General features: G+C 58.4%; 14 protein-coding genes. 7 read left to right on the top strand and 7 right to left on the bottom strand.

Features of this window, described 5'->3' with window-relative positions:
- Positions 1-273 precede the first annotated feature (273 nt).
- The 3 genes from CS903_RS04665 to CS903_RS04655 all read left to right on the top strand — a co-directional run bounded on the left by CS903_RS04665 (position 274) and on the right by CS903_RS04655 (position 4,691).
- A complete protein-coding gene (locus CS903_RS04665; RefSeq protein ID WP_099332397.1) occupies positions 274-2,235 on the top strand; it encodes a glycoside hydrolase family 2 protein in 1,962 nt (653 codons plus the stop codon).
- Positions 2,236-2,447: 212 nt separating this feature from the next.
- Positions 2,448-3,821, top strand: a complete 1,374-nt coding sequence (locus CS903_RS04660) for an MFS transporter (protein ID WP_099332396.1) — start codon at positions 2,448-2,450, stop codon at positions 3,819-3,821.
- A gap of 33 nt (positions 3,822-3,854) precedes the next feature.
- Positions 3,855-4,691 (top strand): MBL fold metallo-hydrolase, encoded by an 837-nt coding sequence (locus CS903_RS04655; RefSeq protein WP_099332395.1) that lies wholly within the window; start codon positions 3,855-3,857, stop codon positions 4,689-4,691.
- A 39-nt stretch (positions 4,692-4,730) separates the two neighbouring features.
- Here CS903_RS04655 and CS903_RS04650 read toward each other — a convergent pair whose 3' ends face one another.
- Genes CS903_RS04650 through CS903_RS09445 form a run of 4 tightly spaced genes read right to left on the bottom strand, consistent with a single transcriptional unit; the run spans position 4,731 to position 7,383 of the window.
- Positions 4,731-5,765: a LacI family DNA-binding transcriptional regulator gene (locus CS903_RS04650; protein ID WP_099332394.1), complete on the bottom strand. Its 1,035-nt coding sequence runs from the start codon at positions 5,763-5,765 to the stop codon at positions 4,731-4,733.
- Complete coding sequence (locus tag CS903_RS04645) at positions 5,716-6,570, bottom strand: hypothetical protein (protein ID WP_099332393.1); 855 nt, start codon at positions 6,568-6,570, stop codon at positions 5,716-5,718. The genes CS903_RS04650 and CS903_RS04645 overlap by 50 nt, the downstream gene beginning before the upstream one ends.
- A complete protein-coding gene (locus CS903_RS09450; protein WP_207203754.1) occupies positions 6,563-6,880 on the bottom strand; it encodes a hypothetical protein in 318 nt (105 codons plus the stop codon). The genes CS903_RS04645 and CS903_RS09450 overlap by 8 nt, the downstream gene beginning before the upstream one ends.
- Positions 6,877-7,383, bottom strand: coding sequence for a hypothetical protein (locus CS903_RS09445; protein WP_207203753.1), 507 nt, complete (start codon positions 7,381-7,383; stop codon positions 6,877-6,879). The genes CS903_RS09450 and CS903_RS09445 overlap by 4 nt, the downstream gene beginning before the upstream one ends.
- 662 nt (positions 7,384-8,045) lie before the next feature.
- Between CS903_RS09445 and CS903_RS04635 the strand changes: the two genes are divergently transcribed.
- From CS903_RS04635 to CS903_RS04625, 3 genes are all read left to right on the top strand, one after another.
- The gene (locus CS903_RS04635; RefSeq protein ID WP_099332392.1) at positions 8,046-10,136 is read left to right on the top strand and encodes an acyltransferase family protein; all 2,091 of its coding nucleotides are present in this window, start codon (positions 8,046-8,048) and stop codon (positions 10,134-10,136) included.
- 84 nt (positions 10,137-10,220) lie between these two features.
- Positions 10,221-11,360, top strand: a complete 1,140-nt coding sequence (locus CS903_RS04630) for a threonine synthase (protein ID WP_099332391.1) — start codon at positions 10,221-10,223, stop codon at positions 11,358-11,360.
- Between the two features lie 59 nt (positions 11,361-11,419).
- Positions 11,420-11,764: a cupin domain-containing protein gene (locus CS903_RS04625; protein ID WP_099332390.1), complete on the top strand. Its 345-nt coding sequence runs from the start codon at positions 11,420-11,422 to the stop codon at positions 11,762-11,764.
- An 8-nt stretch (positions 11,765-11,772) separates the two neighbouring features.
- Here CS903_RS04625 and CS903_RS09355 read toward each other — a convergent pair whose 3' ends face one another.
- Both CS903_RS09355 and CS903_RS04620 read right to left on the bottom strand, forming a co-directional pair.
- Positions 11,773-11,949 (bottom strand): hypothetical protein, encoded by a 177-nt coding sequence (locus CS903_RS09355; protein WP_164996676.1) that lies wholly within the window; start codon positions 11,947-11,949, stop codon positions 11,773-11,775.
- Between the two features lie 230 nt (positions 11,950-12,179).
- Positions 12,180-14,837: a YhgE/Pip domain-containing protein gene (locus CS903_RS04620; protein ID WP_099332389.1), complete on the bottom strand. Its 2,658-nt coding sequence runs from the start codon at positions 14,835-14,837 to the stop codon at positions 12,180-12,182.
- A gap of 283 nt (positions 14,838-15,120) precedes the next feature.
- On the opposite strand from CS903_RS04620, the gene CS903_RS04615 reads away from it, so the two are divergent.
- Positions 15,121-18,495: a PPi-type phosphoenolpyruvate carboxykinase family protein gene (locus CS903_RS04615; RefSeq protein WP_099332388.1), complete on the top strand. Its 3,375-nt coding sequence runs from the start codon at positions 15,121-15,123 to the stop codon at positions 18,493-18,495.
- 30 nt (positions 18,496-18,525) lie between these two features.
- Here the strand turns inward: CS903_RS04615 and pstB are convergent, their stop codons facing one another.
- Positions 18,526-19,305, bottom strand: a complete 780-nt coding sequence (gene pstB / locus CS903_RS04610) for a phosphate ABC transporter ATP-binding protein PstB (protein WP_099332387.1) — start codon at positions 19,303-19,305, stop codon at positions 18,526-18,528.

Genomic DNA, 19,305 nt, shown 5'->3' with positions numbered 1-19,305 from the left:
ATCACGGCAAATGCGATGCGCAAGCCGATTCCGAGGAAACCGAGTGCTGCTGCCATGGTCATCTTGATCGCTCCTTTAAAGGAATGAGTCTGCTAGGGAACATTGGTTAGTTCCCCGACGTCATTGTCTTTTTCCAAAACGTGATCCTTGCTTCGCTACTTGATCCTGAGTCAGCTGCGATCTGTGCTGAAGCGGGCGTAGGAAGTACGTTGGCGGCAAGGTTGACACCAGGGAGCCCGGCCCGGCCCGGAGTCATGGCTACCGTTCAGGAGAATGGCAGGGCTAGCAAAGGCCAATATACTCATTAAAGGTGAGCTAGAACACAGGTCTGCTACGATTGCAAAAGTTCAAGAACTCTGCAAATATGTTCGCATGTTTATCAAAGCAGATACTTTTCGCGCATGGAGCGACGCAGGTTACCCCCGGCCTCAGCTTTGTCGACCTTCATGGACGTCACTCAACGGTCTTTGGGAGTTTGCTCCTGATTTGCAGGATGTTGGAATATCCCAAAGCTGGTACAACCGAAGCGAAGTCTTTGCTGACAGCATCGTGGTCCCCTATCCCGTCGGCAGCCTGCTTTCCCAATGGAGTGGTGAGGTCCCCGATATCTGCTGGTACCGCCGTGTAGTCAGGCCGGACGAGGTGCAGGGGACTGGCTCGAAAGTCGTGGTTCATTTCGAAGCTGTGGACTTTGTGGCTGATGTTTGGGTTAACGGCCAACATGTGGTCCGACATGAAGGCGGGTTTACTCCGTTTGAAGTTGTCATTGATTTCGCGAGCATCGTCGATGGAATGGTGTTGGTGGTCCGCGCAGAGGACAGAGCGGAGGATATAGACAAACCTCGTGGCAAACAAGATTGGAATGAAGAACCGCACGGCATCTGGTACCAACAGTCCGTTGGTATTTGGCGCGACGTTTGGGTTGAACGTGTGCCGGAGACGTCGATTGCCTCTGTCAGTTGGTCTTCGGACTTGGATCGGGCCCTTGTCACGGCCGATGTGACTCTTCGTGGGGCGGTATCGCCGAACAGCACCCTGTGTATTGAGTTGTCGATGGGAAGTCGCCTGCTCGCCAAGGCCACGGTGCTCACTTCGGTGACTCACTCTCAAGTCACGCTGAATATTCCATGCCTGAGAAATCGCCATGAGTGGGACGAACTAGCATGGTCGCCAGATCACCCGAACCTTGTCGACGCCCGGGTGACGTACCATGACCCTGTTTCAGACGACCAAGTTTTGTCGTACTTGGGAGTTCGAAAGATCTCTTTGGATAACCGTTACCTCCAGGTAAACCGCATGCCTGTCTTCCAGCGCGGTGTGCTGGACCAGGGTTACTGGGAAGAAAGCTACTTTACGGCGCCCTCTCACGAAGCAATTCTTGAAGATCTGAGACTGGTTCGCGACCTAGGATTCAACATGGTTCGTGTTCACGAGAGATCTGCAGACCGTCGCTATCTCACCTGGGCAGATCGCCTCGGAATCATGGTTTGGTGTGAGAGCGCATCAGCATATGGGTTTAGTCCGTTAGCAGTTCAGCGGACTCTTGCCGAGTGGGTTGCCCTGGTTGCCCGCGACAAATCGCACCCGAGCATCGTGGTATGGGTACCATTCAATGAAAGCTGGGGAGTTTCTTCTATCGCTGATGTGCCCGAACAGAGACATTTCGTCAACGCTTTGGTAAGTGCGACCCGCGCTCTTGATCCAACGCGCCCCGTGATAGCCAATGACGGATGGGAACAGCTCGACACGGACATTGTCAGCACTCATGACTACGGCTCAACCGGGCAAGAGTTGGAAATCGCCTATCAAGACGTGGAGGCAATTCGGCAAACTGTCTCGGGCACTGGCCCACAGGGTCGAAGGATACTCCTCTCCACCACTTGGCAAGACGACAAACCAATCATGGTCACTGAGTTCGGTGGTATTTCCCTGCAGGAGTCATTCAAAGACGCGTGGGGTTACCGAGTTGCGAAGACCAAAGAAGGCTTCGAGGCAAATCTCGCCGAGCTATTTGCTGCACTATATGCCTCTCCGGTACTTGGCGGGATCTGCTACACGCAGCTCACTGATACCGGACAGGAAACCAATGGGCTATGCGACGCCAATCGGAAGCCCAAGCTGCCCACCGCAAGTATCCACAGCATCGTTACCAATACTGAGCCTCACCGGAGCCAGATTCGTCCGCGCACCATAACAGAGGTTCGTGCCAGTTCCCCGGTATTAGCGAGGGAGTGATGATGGCACCATAGTGGCAATAGAAGGCCAATAACATCCTCGGTTCGCCGATGAACCATTACGTACATAGCTCACCCGTGGTCCAGACACTTAAGCGGGGCTCAGTGGGTGAGTCAATCACGACGGTTTCCAATGCAATGTCGCACATAGAACGAGGGATCCGTCAGCTCTCAATACGTTGAACCATATACGCATAGAAGAAAGCGTGACCAATGAAAGAGAAGTTTCTCCGTTATCTGGGAATGAATAAGCTCAGCTTTACGGTCTTCCTAACTGTAACTTTCTCCACCAGCATCTACTGGTGGGGTTCCATACGAGGCGTGCTCTATGAGCCGTTTCGTGAAGCGCTCGGGGTGAGTAATACGCAGCTGGGGTTCCTGCTCGGACTCGTGGGATTTGTCCAGATCTTTGGATATGTTCTACTCGGCTGGCTTCAGGACTTGATTCCAATCAGGAAGATGATCGCGATTGACATGGTCGGTTACGGCATTTTTGCTCTAATCGCATCCCTGGTTCCCGACCTTCCGTTCTGGTATCTGGTTATTACCTTTATTGCATTTGGTTTGTTTGGGGACGCGATCTACTGGCCCACTGTGCAGAAGGCTACCCGTGGAACAGCATCGGATGCCACGCAAGCCGCCTCCTTCTCAACCCAGGAGGCAATCCGTTCAGTCAATGGTCTGATTATCAACAGTTTGACGTTGGGGCTGTTCTTCATTGGTGGTTCAAGCGTTTTCGGTGTTCGACTGGCGATGACGTTCTACTCGGTGTTCATGATCCTGTACTCGTTGGTCGTCCTGAAGCTGATCCCGAATGATTTCTTGCAGAGCACGATTCTTCAGAAGAAAGAGAAGACCAACAAAAAAGAGGCACTGCTGATGCTGGCAAAAGCTGCCAAGCTTCCGATTGTTTGGACCACCGGCTTTGGTGCTGCGGGCGGATACCTGGTCTTTGTCGCCGCCAACACTTACTTCCTTCCCATAATCCAGAGCACCTTCGGCCTTTCCTCGGGCGTCATGGGATTCTTCGGGATTCTTAACATTGGGGTTATGGCAATTATTGCGTCGCCACTTTCAGGCATGATGGCGAGCTGGAAGTTCAAGTCCAGTGCACAGTGGATGGCCGTTGTCTTTGCAGTAATCGGTCTGCTTTGCGTACTAATGCTGGTCATCCCAAGGGGTGATGGCTACATGTTCGTTGTCATTGGGGTAGCGCTACTCATCTCCCTATGCTGCTACGCGGTTCGCGCTGTCTACTACGCTCCGATCGGAGAGTACGGGGTCAGCCGTGGGATCTCGGCGACTGCTATGTCTTTGGCATCGGCAATCGGGTACTCACCAGCCTTTTTTGGATACCTGATTTTTGGCGCGTTGCTTGACAACTACTCAACCGAAGATGCCTACAGTCGGATGTTCATCATCATGGGTGTTTTCTGTTTGGTATCGGTCCTAGTGAACATACTTGGCGCCTACCTCATCAAGCGAAATGGTGGACGCTCAACAGTGACGACGGAACAGGATCGGTCAACGACAGCCGGGGTTGGGACCGGAACTGAAGTCGACCCGCTGGTTGACGTAGTCGACTAGAAGTTCCATTACGAGAAAAGAGGAGGATATGCGATGAAAATTCGACAAATGGGGACGGCAGCAGCCGAACGAGTACCGGCAATTTTCTGCCATTGTGAGACTTGTGAAAACGCACGAACCGTACGTGGTCGGGAGATTCGTACTCAGACTCAGGCGCTGATCAACGATGAACTGCTGATCGACTTCCCCGGGGATACTTACCTGCACACTCTGGAGCACCCATTTCCACTTTCTGACATCGAAGCACTATTAGTAACACACTGGCATTCGGACCACTTTTACGGTGAGGACTTGGCCTACCGAATGGGGTACTACTCAAACGGGCTCACAGGTTGCCTGGATGTCTACTCGACACACACGGTTCGGGGAATGTACGAGCGTGCTCTCATGCTGGAGCAGATGGTTGACGAAACGAAGCTGAAGTTTCACGAGGTCAAGCATGGTGACAGATTTAGAGTGCTAGACAAGTACGACGTGTTGACGCTTGACGCACGCCACGGATTCAATTTCGGTGACTGTGTTATCTACGCTATCTCCCATGGGGAGAAGTCCCTCTTGTACGCGCACGATACCGGGTTCATCTCGGACAAGACTTGGGCTGCGTTAGCAGAGTCGGGGCTTTGCTTTGACTATGTCTCGCTTGATTGTACCTTTGGTAACACGGATATTGAGTCCGAGGTGCACATGAACTTTAGTGAGAATCTACAGGTGCGTGAGCGTATGGAGGAAATGGGTTTGGTGAAACCAGACACGATCTTTGTGGCAAACCACTTCACTCACAACATCCCATGCACCTACGAGTCAATGTGTGAAGTGGCCGAGCCAGAGGGCTTTGTTATTGCATACGACGGGATGGAGATAGAGTTTTAGCCCAACGCCACCAGTGTTAGGCGAGCAGACTTTGGAGTGTCAGTCCAGGAACTCTCTCCCTGTTTTGATTGGGAGTGATGATTCGCGGATCTTGATGGAATGTTCGACAAAGACGTCGCCGGCGGGGGTTGGGTTGCCTTCAATGAGTGAAATCAACCCCCGCACCGCGTGCTGAGCGATTGCAGCTTTGTTAGGGGACACCGTAGTCATCGATGGGGTCGCGTACTTGGAGATTACTGTTCCGTCCCATCCCGTGAGTAGGACCTCTCCGGGAACATTGATTTCCGCGTCGCTCAATGCGCGCAAAGCTCCTGCGGCCAGTAGGTCATTGAGGGCAACGATCGCGTCTGGCAGAGGATTTCTTCGAACCCATTCGGCAACGTGGGCTCTCCCTCGTTCAGCCGTCCACGGTGAGGCGGGGAGATGATCATACCGTGCGGTTCCTGCTGAAGTCGTGACTCCCGCCTCGACCAATGCCTGCTCAAACCCTGCTCGACGAAGCACACCAGCCGAGGCAGTTGCCTTGGTTGCTGTGGCACCCAGGAGAGCGAATCGCCGTACTCCCTGGCTGTGGAGGTGCCAGGTTAGCTCGCGAGCCGCTTCGACATTGTCGATTGTGTAGTGAGGATGAGTTGCGCCAGAAATCATCTCACCAAGGAGGACTAGGGGAGCGTCTATCCGAAGGTCATCGAGTTCCTTTGTATCCAACTCAATTGAGGAGAGGATAACGCCATCAATCAGATTGGTACCGAGGTTCGAGAGGACAGCGGCCTCACGTTCTCTAGAGCCTTCGGTCTCTGCGATCAACAGTCGATAGCCGGCGCGCTGAGCCTCCTTCTGCACCAGGTGGGCGATCTCGCCAAAGTAAGGCCAGGAGAGATTGGGAAGCACCAATGCGATTGTCTTGGTGACACCCATCCGTAGCTGCTGGGCAGCGATATTGGGTCGATACCCGAGTTGCTCGACTGCGGCCAGCACTCGATCTCGAGTGTAAGGAGTGACGTGAGGGTATTTACCAAGGACATTAGAGACGGTCCGTTGTGAAACTCCGGCGAGCTCTGCCACGTCCTTCATTGATGGGCGTGAGCGAGAAGCTAGGTCTTCTTGGGGTGTCTCCATGGATGCCTATTCTACCGGGCAGCCCCGGGCAGCTCTCTTGGTACGCTTCTTCGCGTATTGATTTGTCAGTTTCGCGTAGCGATTTTTTCTCTCCATCCAGAGTTGCCTGGTAGGTTCCGCGCTGCACCTGCGCGTACCCGAGGGTCGATGGCTCCAGCGAATCGACGGGTACTGTGCCCTCCTTGAAGAATTCCTGGACACGCAGCCAGTCTCTATACGAGGGCCCATCTCCGCTGTGGCTCAGGGACCGCTGGGCATCCTCACCTGACATGTTTAGCCATCGGTCGATAACGGCATAGTGGTCGCTGGGGATCTGGTACTTACTCCCTGCTTTGATGAAGTCCGGGTACTTGTCAAGGTGTTCAGAGATTGCGCCGAGACCGTAGCGTACCCCTGCTGCCACGAACTTCTGCTGGATGGCGACGCCGTCGCGCAGCAGGTCGATAGGCCCGTTGTCATTGACCCATTCGTACACGGAGGGTTTACCGAGGATCTGTTCCCTGGCGTTGCCTATGCCCATTTCCGAGATCTCGGCGATAAAGCCGTGCATTCCTTTCTGTCCGCCACGGTTCACGTCGACGACGCTTCGGCCAATCTGCTCCAAGGCATCCTGAACACTTGACAGAGCGTTACCCAAGTTCATGTCCTGTTTCGTTAGTGCATCGACAAGACGATCCAGGCGAACCTGGTTGAGGTAGTTGATCCATGAGGCGACTGCTTGCTCTTGGTTACTCTTGATGAGCTTTTCGGCATCACTCACCGTCTGGCACCTCTACTGTCTCGTCATCTGATATTTCATCGGACTTCTCTTCAAAGCGCTCGCTCAGAAGCACAGAACAGGCCTTGGCGCTGTTGACGAGGGAGGCGAGTCGGACCTGCTCATCACGGCTGAGTTCTGCGTAGTCCTCTCCGAAGGTCGGAAGGGAGCCCTCGTAGCTCTCGACAAGACGCTCACGGAGTACTTCAGTCTTCTGCGCCAGTGCTGCGACCTTGGCAGTCATGCGGTCCGTGCTCGCGGTATTCCTCTTGCCCTCCGAGAGGACCTTTTCCTTCTCCTTTTTTGACCTCAACTTCGTGTTGGTAATGACCACCACAGAGGTGAGTACCGTGGCCCCGGCGATAGTCCACCACACAGGTCCCGCAAGGGCAAGGAATGCAGACCCTGCTGCCATTCCGCCACCGCTTGCGGCGAGGGTCCCCCCACCCAGCCATGCGAGGGCAGCATTTTTTCTGCAGCGCCGGAGAGTGAGGAAATAGCAGCTCCTGTGGATGCTGTGCCGAAGGTGGTGGCGACCCACATGGCTGCGGTCGGGGCGATTGCAGCAACGCTCGCTCCAGTGGCCACACCAGCACCAGCACCAACAGCGCTCTTCCGGACGGTCGCAAGCTCATTTTCGGCGAACTGTGTAAGAGAACTAAAGTCCTGCTTGTGGGTCTTGATTTCGACGAAATCAGCGTCGAATGACTTGGAGGTTCGGGCAATGCTGTTCACGAGAAACTCGATCAAGTCGAGCAAATCCACCGTGCGCTCACGCTGGCCAAAGAGCTGCATTCCTGCGTCGTTCAACTCCATGTAGGCGTCGTTGTATTCAATGACTGCTTACTCATGAGGGGTGGGCTGCTTCGCAGCTTCCTTCTCCGCGGCGTTCTGCGCTCTTTGTGACTTCATCTCATCGATCTGGGAACCGATCTTCTCAGAGGCACTTCGACCACATCGGCGGCACTTCCGACAGCCTTTCCAACCGCGTCTTTCGCATCACCGATGATGTCTTTCATTTTGCTGAAATCAGGCGTCTTGACCATCTCGACCTTCTACTCCTTTGTGTCAGTTTCATGGCTAGAGACGGTCTGCTAGGCCGGGCGGGGATGCGAAGTCGGCGACCAGCATAGAGTCGCAGTTCCGTAGGGAAAACGGGGAGCAGATCGCTACCTTTACGCCGCCTTGGTCCTCCGGGGGTGCGGTGGTCCTGCGCAGGGGCCATTTGGGACCCAAATCTGGCTAAATCTGCACCGGTGAAGGACCAAGGCGCCTCCGGAGGACCGCGGGGCCCAAAGTGAGAGCCGAACTCAAGCTCAAGGCTTCATATTGACGAGATCTCACGCACAGGGACAGGGGTTCGAGGAGTTGGCAGAGCGGGGCCCGGTAGCCTGCTGGGGGAGCAACAAAGGTACCGCCCAATTGCGGTGTTGCCAGTTCGCTTCCGTAGGTGACGCAGGATTTGAAAGTGAGTTTCAATGGCCACCCCGGCTCAACACGACTCTCGACCGTCTGGTTATCTGGCGGTCAAAGCATCCGCAGTATCCCAAAGCGGGACAGGGGCTCCCAGGCGCTATCTGGTTGGTGTGCAGGGGCTGCGAACCGTGGCCGCACTACTGGTTGCGGTCTACCACATCTGGTTTGGCAGGGTCTCCGGTGGGGTCGATGTCTTTTTCGTCGTCGCGGGCTACTTTGCGGTGGGATCCTTGTACAGGTCATTCCACAGGTCAACAAGCTTCAGGGACCTGGCTCTTCGCCTGCGTGACTATCTCCTGAGGACCGCTCGCCGCGTCATTCCCTCTGCTGTCGTCGTCATCCTCGGAACCATCATGATCGCAGCCCTCTGGATGCCGCGAAGTGCCCAACGGGCAGCGCTTGGTTCGGCCTGGGCCTCGGTTGGTTTCTTCGAGAACTGGCAGTTGATCGGTGCCGCAACCGACTATGCACAGCAGGATGACGCTGCCTCGCCGTTCCAGCAGTTCTGGGCCCTGGCAGTGAACGTGCAGTTTTACATCCTGTTCGCTTTGGCCACGTGGCTGATTGTCACATTGGTTCGGGCGCGACACGGCTCAGATCGGGACCCACGACGAGCACTGATTGTCCTAAGCGGCACCATCTTTGTGGTTTCTTTCGCCTACTCTGTCTACACCACTGAAACCAACCAGCCTGCGGCCTACTTCAACACCTTTGCCCGACTCTGGGAGTTCATGGCGGGGGCACTGCTCTTCCTGCTCATGAGGCGAGAGTTCCGCAGCCGGCAAACTGCGAAGATCCTTGGTTGGCTCGGCCTTCTGACGCTTCTTCTCCTTGGTGCATTTCTGGATCTGTCACGACTGCTCCCCGGCTACCTCTCGCTGATCCCGGTCCTTGCAGCCCTGGGGATCATCACTTCTTCTTGGAACCGCGTCGAGCCCAAGCCGCTGACGTGGAAGCCCGTCCTGGTGATAGCCGACTCTTCGTTTGCCTTCTACCTGTGGCACTGGCCCCTTCTTGTGGCATACCGCTACCAGTTTGGATCGGAGGTCTCCCTGCTCGGAGGACTGGGTATCATCGTCCTCGCCCTAGTGCTGGCAGTGGCGACAACCAAGCTGATTGAGGACCCGCTTCGGAAGTCAAAGGTTTTGACGCGATCCTGGCGCGCCACTTTGATGGTGTTGGTTCTCCTTTTGGCGCTGCCCGCCATGGCCATTACCTTCTGGACCGGACAGTTGGACCGCCGGGACGCCCTCGACGTGGCGGCAGCAGCCAAGCTCTCTGACCAGATCACCATTACGGACCTGGGTGAGCTGACACCCGCCAACTCCAACGACGACCTTGTTCCGCACCCCTCAATTGCGAAGGATGACTTCTACCGACGTGTGGTCGAGGAGGGCTGTGTGCAAGAGATTACGAAGCCCGAAGTACTCACCTGTGAGTGGGGGGATGAAGACTCGGACCTAACCGTTGCGGTGGTCGGGGGATCCCACTCCCAGCAGTGGGTTGAGGTTGCTGAAAGGGCCGCAGAGGAGGCAGATGCCCGCCTCCTTACGTACATTAAATCGAGCTGTCTCTTTTCAAGCGATGTTGATTCCGAGTTTGAACTGGATTCGACTTGCGCCGAGTGGAATGAAGAGGTCATGCAGTCCCTTTTGGATGAGGACGTCGACCTCGTTGTGACCATGGGGACGCGAGCCCGGATGAGTGGAGAGTGGATTCCCGATGGTTACACGAAGGCTTTTGAGACCCTGTCTGCCGCCGGGGTTCAGGTCCTAGGGCTACGGGATAATCCAGCAGGTGGGAACCTAGCACCCGTGTGCCTGGAATCAAATCCCCTGGAGAAGTGCGCCATTTCAAAGGCTGATTTCTACCGGCCTTTTGAGGATCTCGATGTTCCGCAGATCGAGGGTGTGACTTTCATGGACCTGGCGGACATCTATTGTGAGGGGGACATGTGCCGTGCCAATGATGGGGTGGTTACCATGTACCGCGACTCCCACCACCTCACCAGTACTTGGGTCCAGCTTCGTGGCGATGTGGTAGCTGAGCAGATCACTCGCCTTCTCGAAGGAGTGCGCTCCAGCAGGGGGTGAAGGGAGTATGGAGCCCTAGATCCTGAAGGTGCGCAATGAAATGCCCAATGGGGGCTGCAGTTCTCGGAACGCAGGCGGTGGAAAGTGAAACTAGCAGCTGATGTGCCAACACCCCGGCTTGTCGATCGCTCAGGCAACCTGTATGAGCTGTCCGATCCAAGATGGCGGGGCGAAGACGGTACTCCCCTGGCCGTGACCCCTTTGGTCGGGTTAACCAGGGAGCAGGTCGATACGGGTCGGCGGTCGATTTGGCGATACCACCGAGTTCTTCCGGTTGATGTTGCCGGGGCCGTGAGCCTGGGGGAGGGGTACACCCCGCTGGTCGAAGGCGAATGGTCAGGACTGCGGATCCACTTCAAGCTGGAATGGTTCAACCCCACCTCCAGCTTCAAGGACCGGGGCGTGAGCGTGATGATCTCCCACCTTCGTTCCCTGGGGGCCCGGGACGTCCTCGAAGATAGTTCGGGCAACGGGGGTTCATCCGTCGCCGCCTACGCCGCGGCCGCGGGAATCCGGGCCAAGATCATCGTTCCGGCCTCAACCTCAGAGGCCAAGATCCTGCAGGCCCGCGCTTTTGGGGCCGAGGTCGAACGGGTTCCAGGGGCCCGGGACGAGGTCGCTGCCGAAGCAGTCCGCCAGTCTGAGTCCATCCCCTATGCCAGTCACAACTGGCACCCCATGTTCATCCAGGGCATCAAGACCCTGGGCTACGAGATGTGGGAGATGCTTGGCTTCCAAGCCCCCGATAATGTGGTTATGGTAGCGGGTTCGGGCAGCCTCGTCCTCGGCTGCGACCTAGCATTTACAGAGTTGTTGGAGTCCGGGGCGATTGAGAAGCGTCCGCGACTGCTCGTGGGGCAACCAGAGTCTTGGGCCACCATTGTGGATACGGTGAACGAGGTCGATCCCGCATCTAGAAAACCGAGGTCGTCGACCAGCGCTGAGGGCGCTTCGATTGCGCATCCGGTGCGGCTGCCCGAGGTCGTTGACGCAGTGCGGCGTTCCGGAGGCCTGGGATATGCGGTTCCCGAGGACGAGATCACCAGTGCAACGCGGGGTCTTGCCAGGCGCGGACTCTATGCCGAACCAACCAGCGCCGTTGCTGCGGCAACCCTTGAGCACTTCATTGCTACAGGCGTGATCAAACCGGAGCAGACCACGGTTGTTGTGCTGACTGGGTCGGGCTTGAAGGCCGCCGAGCAGATGGTCGCAATCTTTGGTTAGTTAACCGGCGGCGGACCCCCTCTGGATTGGTGGCAGTTCTCCCCCCCTATGGTGTGAGCATGATCTCACTAACAGAACTTGGCGAAGTAGAACTTGAAAGAGCCCGTGAAACATCCTCGGGGCGGGCCGCCCACACCATCTACGGGGGTCATGAGCACTCGTTGCGTCAGACCTTGATTGCCCTCAGGTCGGGGGCGGAACTGGCTGAACACGCCAGTCCGGGCGAAGCCACCCTGCAGGTCCTGCGGGGTCACGTTCGGCTGGTGAATACCGAGGACGGCTCAAAACAGGAAATGCGGGAGGGAGATTTTCTCATCATCCCTCCCGCATTTCACGCGGTGGAAGCACTCGACGACTCGGTAATGCTCTTGACCGTGGCGGTGAACAGGAACCGAGCGAAGTAGTTCGCGCCCTAGCCGTTCTGCAGGTCCCGGTCCTCTTCCAGACGGCGCATCTCTTCCGGGTGGCTGTCGATGTAAGCCTGACGGGCACTGCCCCTGCGGAAGGACACGGAGGCCTTTCCGGTGTTGAGCTGCCAGGTGAACCAGAAGACGTACGCGACTGCGATGACGGCGTTGAAGACCCCCACCAGTGGTTGAAGACCGGATCGAAGACCGAGATCGGCATGATAACGGGGAAGATGTCCCAGCAGGCCCGAATCAGCAGGTGTGCCGCCAGGGTGTAGATGCGGGCCATGATGTACAGCTCGGGACGGCGGGCCAGCAGTGGATAGATCTCGGCAGCAAGAAGAATGCAGACTGTTCCGGCAAAGTGGGCCGTCACCAGGGCCCAGGCCCTGGTGCGAAGGCTTCTGACCCCCTAGGACTGCTTGGCCGAGGGCGTTGTGGCTTCCTCCTTCGAGGGCTCCTCAACCTCCTCGATTTCCTTGGTTTCCTCAACCACGTCCGCCGGCTCAACGGCCGGGTCGTCCTCGGAGTTCTCCTCAGAAGTCGATCGGGGACCTAGCGTTCCCAAAGAGGCGTGACCCGCCCCCCGGGAGTCGATCCAAGCCAGACGTGCCCGAGCGAACTCGACTAGTTCCTTCTTAATGTCGCGGCGCTGTGCCAGCGTGGCTGCCCCGACCTCGTCCTCGTTCGGGTAGTTGTCAGGCAGCAGTGCGGCGTCGTAGGGCAGCGGGTGGTTGCGTTCGCGCAGGTAGGCACCAAGCAGGATGAGGGCGACCGCCACGGCCATCCAGATCAGCAGGACCACCACGGTGGCGCCGATGATGCCCGGCCTACCGCTGCCGGCGATCATGGCCCGGAACGACAGTTGGGTGTAGGTCATCGGAAGCAGCGGGTGGATCCAGTTGAAGAACCTGGGCATCGTTTCGATCGGGAACGTGGCCCCCATCGACGCGATCTGCAGCAGCAGGAGGACGATCGAGACGAACCGCCCCCGGTAACCCATGGTGGCGATGAACGCCTGGTTGATGGCGACGAATGTCAGCGAGGCGAGGACGGCGATGCCGATCATGCCCCAGATCTGAGCGGCGTGCAGTTCAACCAGCAGGTTCGTGAGGACAACAGCCAAGGTTGCCTGTGCCACCGCGAAGATCGATGCCGTGGCAGCGGGACGCGCCGCAGCCATCCACCAGGTTTCTCCGGGACCGGGACGGCGGTCGAGGGCGGGCAGCACCAGGAAGATTGCGATGCCGCCGACCCAGAGGGCCAGGGAGAGGAACATGGGGCTGAAGCCGGCTCCGGTGCCGGCTACCTCATGGTCGCGAACCGGGGTGATCTCAAGAAGATTGGATGAGGTCGCAGCGATCTCATTGGCTTCCGAGGATGAGTAGTTGGGGATCTGTGCCTCGCCCTCAACCAGACCATCCCTGAGCTGTTCGCTACCCTGCACGAGGGACTTGGAACCGTCGGCCGCTGTGGAGATTCCCTCTGCGAGAGTACCGAGACCTGTGCTCAGTTCCGTGGCGCCCGACGCCAGTTCACCGGCTCCGGAGTCCAGCTGCGTGACACCGTCCACCAGGGTGGGAACCTTGGAGGAGAGTGTGCCGGTTCCATCCTTTAGTGCCTGGCTGCCGGCCAGCAGCTGCTCTGCGCCACTGCGCAGGGACTGCGAGTTGCCCGCAAGCGTCGTCAGCCCGTCATCAATGGAGTTGATTGCTCCGAGGACAGTCTTGTTGGTAGCGGTGTCCGAGGTCGATCCCACTGAGGACTTGAGGTTGGTGAGACCCTGGCTGACCTGTTCGGATCCGTCGGCCAGCTGGTCCATGGCGTCCTGTGCCGCAGCCACACCGGCAATCGCCTCGTCAGCATTGGCGGTGATGTCATCGATCTTTCCGAGGATCTCGTCCTGGTGTGTTGTCAGCTGTTCAACGAGGAGGCAGAGGGGGTCGGAGGCTCCGTTCTGGGCGACGCACTTTTCGTAGAGTCCAGCAATGTTGCCTGAAAGTCCGGTCAGGAGGTCGCGAATCTCGCCGGGAATGGGGGCGAGGCCGGCGATCGGCTCACTGATCTTCTTGAATGTCTCGTCCAGCTGCTTGTTACCCGCAGCGACCTGGGCAGAGCCGTCCTGGAGTTCTGCAATCCCCTGCGCCAGCTCAGGGGTTTGGGAGCGCAGCGTGCTGGCTCCGGCTGCCACCTGGTCGACGCCGGAGGTGTACTGGTTCAGCCCGCTGTTCAGGGAACTGGCTCCACCGGCAAGCTGCGCGGTGCCGCTGTCGAGGGCGCTGACGCCCTCCTGAAGGGCTGGAACCTGATCCGCCATTTGGTTCAGACCGGCTGCCAGCTGGTCGGCGCCGTCAGACAGCGTGTTCGATCCGGTGGCTGCGCTTGCAGCGCCCTCGTTCAGCTGGGTGAGGCCGCTGGCCAGGGTGGTCGAACCATCTGTCAGCTGGGTAGCCCCGTCTGCGGCGGTTCCCATGCCGGTGCGGATGGTCCCGAGTGAGCCCAGAAGGGCCTCGGCGTACGTTGCCGATGCCTCTGAGGTGATGCGGTCCTCGAGGGTTGCCGCCACGGTCATGGCCAGGGTTCCGGAAAGGTAGTTGATGCCGTCATCGGTGACGAGCCTGATCTGGGAGGGGATCGTCTGGGCGGCCTCGGCCGTACCGATCTGCGCCACCTGCTGGGAGAGATCGGCGGGGATGTAGAGGATGGCTCGGATCGACTCGTCCAGAATGTCCTTCTCGGCTTCCTGCGCGGTCATGGCGTGCCAGGTAAAGCCGGTGTCCTCGCCCTCTGCCGGATTGACGAGGGCGTCCGTCAGCATGGCGCCGACATCGACGGTTTCGGTCTCACCGGAGACCAGCTGCGCCTGATACGGGGTGTCCTCGTTAACCACGGCAGCCTGGATGTGGTTGATGCGCCCGACCGGGTCCTGGTAGGCGGAGGTGAGTACGCCGCCGTACATGAGGGGGATGAAGATGATGGCGACGACCACCAGCAGGTTCGCTAGGGTGCTGCCGGTCATCTTTGGTCTTCCGACCACTTTCGGCTTCTCAGAAGTCGGAACCTTACTCATCACTGAACCCTCCGGGAGTCAACGCCCCTGCCTGGCCAATCAAAACACCTGAAATTTACCTTTGATTGCAAGGGTTTTCGATGGGAAGTGACGCTGGTCATCCAGAGTGGTCACAGAGAGTCGGTGGTTTAACTGAAAGCTTGCGGCGTCTCTGGGACCTTTGGCGAAAAACACCCCCAAACTCATGGTGACTAGATTCTCAGGCGGGCCTGGGAATACTACCTATCGCATGGATCTAAGACAGGTACCTCCCTGCCTCGACGGGGGAGCCTAAGCTTGGGGCATGGAGAACAATCTGGATATCGCGGCCGTAAATCTTCGACTGAACCTAATCGGTTTACCGATCCCATCTGTTGCAAGTGCAACGGATGAAGCGAAGCTGGTGCAGCCGATAATTGCGCGTCAGCGGGAAATGGACCGCAGGCTCTCACACCGACTTTCGGCGGTTGACAGCCGGATTCAGTCGTTCCTTGATTCCTATCTGGATGGCACCGGGGTCTCACCCCAGTTGCCGCGCGTCACCTTCGTCCTCGACCAGCCGGGTCTGGCTCGCACCCTGTCGCTGCCAATTGGTGGGGATAAGTTTGAGTCGGATCTGCTGACCTCGTACCGCACCCTCAACGGTGTCCTCCACAACCCCGCCAATGACCGCCGTACCACCAAGGGCGTCTTTCACATTGCCGACGGGGGACTGCCGGTTCAGGATGACAAGATTGAGGTCCCGCGCGCGGTGTTTGGCCGTTTGATGGAGCGTGCCTTCCAGCCGCCAGAAGACGCCATGACCCTTCCTTACAGCTCTGATTCGGAAAATCCGGTTGGCGCGTGGGTCTCCCTCCAGCTGCGACCCGTGGTGGTCCCGGAGGTGCCGAAGTTCAGTGCTGAGCGCACCATGGAGGTGCGTTTCATCGCCCCGGGTTCCCTGGTGGCGAACCTCGACTTCGTTGAGGGAATCTTTGGCAACGGCGGCGATCCCTACGTGCCTGAGTTTGATGCCTCGCTCGATCCCGACTCGTGGACGGGAACCACCGGCCTCGTCGTCCTTGCCCCCCACCTGACGAAGGTGACCAAGAAGGAACTGGGCCTGCCGAAGTGGGAGGACGCGACGGAGCGTCAGCGCCGCGATGGCATGTGCTGGGAAGATTCGGACGAGCTTTACAACGGTGGTTCCGCATTCAAGGTGTGTGCGCGTGACGAACGCGGTGTCATCACCACCGTCATTGCCGACAACTACTTCGGCTACTGCAAGAAGGAAGTAAAGGCGCAGATTTCCTACTCCGCCAACCTGTTTGGTGAGGTCGAGGAGGAGCACGCGGGTGGGGCGAGGGTCTACCCGCGTTACAACCTCGGTCAGCACTTCACGGACAAGGAGTCCGATACCTCCTACTCGCTTGCAGAGGTTGTCTGGCGCGACCCGCAGCGCTTTGCTACCCAGCCCGAGGGGTACGTCCTCGACCTCGAGGATGAGCGAAACATCCTGGTGCCGGCGGGTGCAACCTACTCGCTGTGGGACAACTCGGTGTCGTGGGAGCACGAGGGGCAGACCCAGTCGATCCCGCTGCGCAGCGAGAAGCTCTATGTTGCCCCGGATGGCTACTACACCCAGCTGATGCAAATAGAGAATGATCCGACCCAGTGGACCCTGATCGGCACATCGCCGCGCTCCACCACCTGCCACAAGCCGGCCACGGTTTCCGGTGGCGGCAAGTCTGAAATTTCAAAGGCCATCACCGATGCTGTCATCAACGGGGACTCCTACTCGCCCGACTTCGATGCGGATATGGCGCGCGTGGCTGAGATCCTCGAAAAGGACTTCACCAACCGCTTCATCGATCCGGCGAACATCAGCGCTGACAGTCGCTCCGTCCTCTCGGATAAGCGGTCGATTGGCTCCGTCGTCAAGCTGCTCACCCCGAGCCCTGATTACACCGATGAGTACAATGCGTGGCTCAACACCCTGCCCGGGTACATCATTGAGTTGGTTTTGATCGTCAAGCGCTACTACCAGCCCGAGTGGGGCGATGACTGGGCCAGCCACTTCACCACCGGGATGGTCAACGGCCGCAAGGGCACCATGGTGCATGCCGACCGGGACAAGGTGCGTGTCTCCATGCTTCGCGTGGGCTACGAAGAGGACGGTTCGTGGCGTCTGTTCGGTTTGCGCTATGACTTCCACCCCGCAGCCAAGGTCCAGACTGAGGACGATATCACCGCCTCCATCGTGGTTCCCGGTAAGGACGGCGCCCCTTCACGCAAGTACGTGGACAACTGCGAGAACCTGCTGTTCCAGCGCCCGGATGACGCGATTATCCGCGGGTACGACAAGCAGGCTGAGAAGGATATTGCGGGTCCCGGCGTCTTCCTCTCGAACTACGAGGCACTGACACGGGAACAGGCAGTGGCCATGGTCGAGGATGCGGTTGGTTTCAGCCAGTTTACGAAGCCGATGCGTAAGGTAATCAAGCAGGCGGCCTTCGGTCCGAAGGATCAGCCGGCCTACGTCGTCTCCTCCTCACAGCCGCGCATTGTTGATGGCAAGCCGTCGAAGAACCCGCGCTACCTGCAGATTCGCCCCGACCTGGCCCACCCCCTCGCCACCGCCAACGCCGACCTGGCCTCGCGCCTGTACGCGCGGGTGCCCATGGATGCTGAGTTCAAGCAACCGGTGGACATCGTCGTGGCCGGACGTCGCAACAACCCCGCTGAAAATGGGGTGCCCCCGCTCGCCTCCTACGGACCGCTGCACTACATGGAACTTCCCGAGCTGTTCATGGAGTTCATTTCCTCCATGACCGGAAAGTCGCCCTCGACCACGGGTGCCGGTTCAGAGGGTGCGATGACCAAGGGACCGTTCAACGCCCTTCCCTCTATCGTCGACCTCAATGCGGCCCTGCTCTCGTTCGCGCTCACCGGCTACGATGGTTGGCTCTCCAGTGCCGGCTACGTCGGCCCCAAGGTGAAGGTTGATCACGACATCTCGATGCTGATCCCAGAGCTGTTCTCACGTATGAACGACGATGAACGTAAGGCTGCCAACCTGATTGCCGAGGGCGCCCTGGAGCCGGTTCCGGACCTGGTCATCAATGGTGAAGAGGTTCCGGCCAGTCGCCTCGGCTACCGCATGACCGAGAGGTTTGCGACCAAGTACTTCGGACGCATTTTCCTGCACCCGAACCTGGTCTTCACCCCGGCCATGCTGGCTCCGGAGCTCCAGGACGAAGAGGTCTACGCAGAGTCGATTGCGACCATCGTCAAGACCCACAGGCGTGTGGCTCAGTCCTACATTGATGACGGCACCATCGCCCTCGGCATCCCCCCGATTCGCGCCCTCCTTGAGGTGATGGCCAACGGGGAAACCGCCGATGGCCTGACGCTGAAGGACCCAGAGTTCCGCGCGCAGTTTGAGCGGGAGTCAATCCTGGCTTCGGACTGGTACCGTGAGCGCCTCCAGTCTGAGAAGGATGGTCATATCGCCTTCTTGACCAGGTCAGTTGCGGCGGTTGAGGACTTCCTTTCGCGACCCCATGGTGCCACTGAGGATCGCCGGGAAGTATTTGAGGAGCGTCGGGATGCCCTCACCAAGGAGCTGGCTGAACTGCAGGCAGCGCCCCTGGAGAACTACTCAGGGACGCTGGGACGCCAGACGAACTGGCACATCTAGCAGCGGGGGTGGTTAGCCCCCGCCGTGGGGCTAACCGAACCTGCCGGAGACGTAGTCTGCTGTCTCCTGGTGTTTCGGGGCTGAGAAGACCCGTGAGGTGTCATCAAACTCCACCAGTCGGCCCGGCTTTCCCGCGCCCGCCAGGTTGAAGAAGGCGGTCTTGTCTGACACTCGGGCTGCCTGCTGCATGTTGTGTGTGACGATGACGATGGTGTAGTCCTCTTTCAACTCACCGATGAGGTCTTCAATCGCCAGGGTTGAGATGGGGTCGAGGGCGGAGCAGGGCTCATCCATCAGGATCACTTCGGGCTCCACGGCAATCGCACGTGCAATGCAGAGGCGTTGCTGCTGTCCGCCCGACAGGGACGATCCGGGTTTGTCGAGGCGGTCCTTGACCTCTTCCCAGAGGTTGGCTCCCCGCAGAGCCTTCTCGACGATCGCCGCCGACTCAGACTTCGAGAGTCGTCCACCATTGAGTTTCACGCCCGCCAGAACGTTGTCTGCGATCGACATGGTGGGGAAGGGATTGGGGCGCTGAAACACCATGCCCACATTGCGCCGAACATCCACCGGGTCGACCTTCGCCCCGTAGAGGTCTTCGCCATTCACCATGACCGTACCTTCGACGCGCCCGCCGGGTACGACCTCGTGCATACGGTTTAGGGTGCGCAGAAAGGTGGACTTCCCGCAGCCGGAGGGCCCGATGAGGGCGGTGACCGAACGCGGCGCAATGGTCATGGTGACGTCCTCTACGGCGAGGAAGTCACCGTAGTAGACATTGAGGTTCTGGGTATCAATCTGCATAGCCAT

It is taken from the genome of Actinomyces minihominis, from assembly GCF_900187855.1.
In the GTDB taxonomy this organism is placed as follows: Bacteria; Actinomycetota; Actinomycetes; order Actinomycetales; family Actinomycetaceae; genus Scrofimicrobium; species Scrofimicrobium minihominis.
The sequence above is the reverse complement of the archived record's forward strand: the minus strand, read 5'-3'. Positions and strand labels throughout refer to the sequence as shown.

Bases quoted from the DNA above. Each gene is read 5' to 3' on its own strand.
- CS903_RS04665 (WP_099332397.1), top strand. From the start codon at position 274: ATGGCAGGGCTAGCAAAGGCCAATATACTCATTAAAGGTGAGCTAGAA.
- CS903_RS04660 (WP_099332396.1), top strand. From the start codon at position 2,448: ATGAAAGAGAAGTTTCTCCGTTATCTGGGAATGAATAAGCTCAGCTTT.
- CS903_RS04655 (WP_099332395.1), top strand. From the start codon at position 3,855: ATGAAAATTCGACAAATGGGGACGGCAGCAGCCGAACGAGTACCGGCA.
- CS903_RS04650 (WP_099332394.1), bottom strand. From the start codon at position 5,765: ATGAAGGACGTGGCAGAGCTCGCCGGAGTTTCACAACGGACCGTCTCT.
- CS903_RS09445 (WP_207203753.1), bottom strand. From the start codon at position 7,383: ATGGAGTTGAACGACGCAGGAATGCAGCTCTTTGGCCAGCGTGAGCGC.
- CS903_RS04635 (WP_099332392.1), top strand. From the start codon at position 8,046: ATGGCCACCCCGGCTCAACACGACTCTCGACCGTCTGGTTATCTGGCG.
- CS903_RS04625 (WP_099332390.1), top strand. From the start codon at position 11,420: ATGATCTCACTAACAGAACTTGGCGAAGTAGAACTTGAAAGAGCCCGT.
- CS903_RS04620 (WP_099332389.1), bottom strand. From the start codon at position 14,837: ATGAGTAAGGTTCCGACTTCTGAGAAGCCGAAAGTGGTCGGAAGACCA.
- CS903_RS04615 (WP_099332388.1), top strand. From the start codon at position 15,121: ATGGAGAACAATCTGGATATCGCGGCCGTAAATCTTCGACTGAACCTA.
- pstB (WP_099332387.1), bottom strand. From the start codon at position 19,305: ATGGCTATGCAGATTGATACCCAGAACCTCAATGTCTACTACGGTGAC.